1 protein-coding gene is annotated in these 255 nt (G+C 52.5%); it reads left to right on the top strand.

Features of this window, described 5'->3' with window-relative positions:
• Positions 1-15: 15 nt before the first annotated feature.
• Positions 16-255, top strand: a 240-nt coding sequence (locus KVT38_RS33865) for a hypothetical protein (RefSeq protein WP_217598097.1), incomplete at its 3' end; no start/stop codon positions are given.

Genomic DNA, 255 nt, shown 5'->3' on the forward strand with positions numbered 1-255 from the left:
ATGAGGCAGGCAAGATTGTACGATCAGCCGGAACAGTTCGCGGAGATGATGAAGCGTCATTTGGCGGGAAGCTTGCAGATCGAAGTGAGGATGACGGAAGGAGAGCCGTTGCTGCTGGAGATGGACGACAAGATCGGGGAGGCACAGGTTAGTCTGCACAATACGTATCAGACGTACATGGCGGGTGGGGATCTGAATGCGGCCGTCGATTATTTGAACGATATCGTTCGCAGATCTAAGCTTGCATGCGAAAAG

The sequence above is a fragment of the Cohnella sp. GbtcB17 genome (genome assembly GCF_019091135.1).
Taxonomy (GTDB): domain Bacteria; phylum Bacillota; class Bacilli; order Paenibacillales; family Paenibacillaceae; genus Cohnella.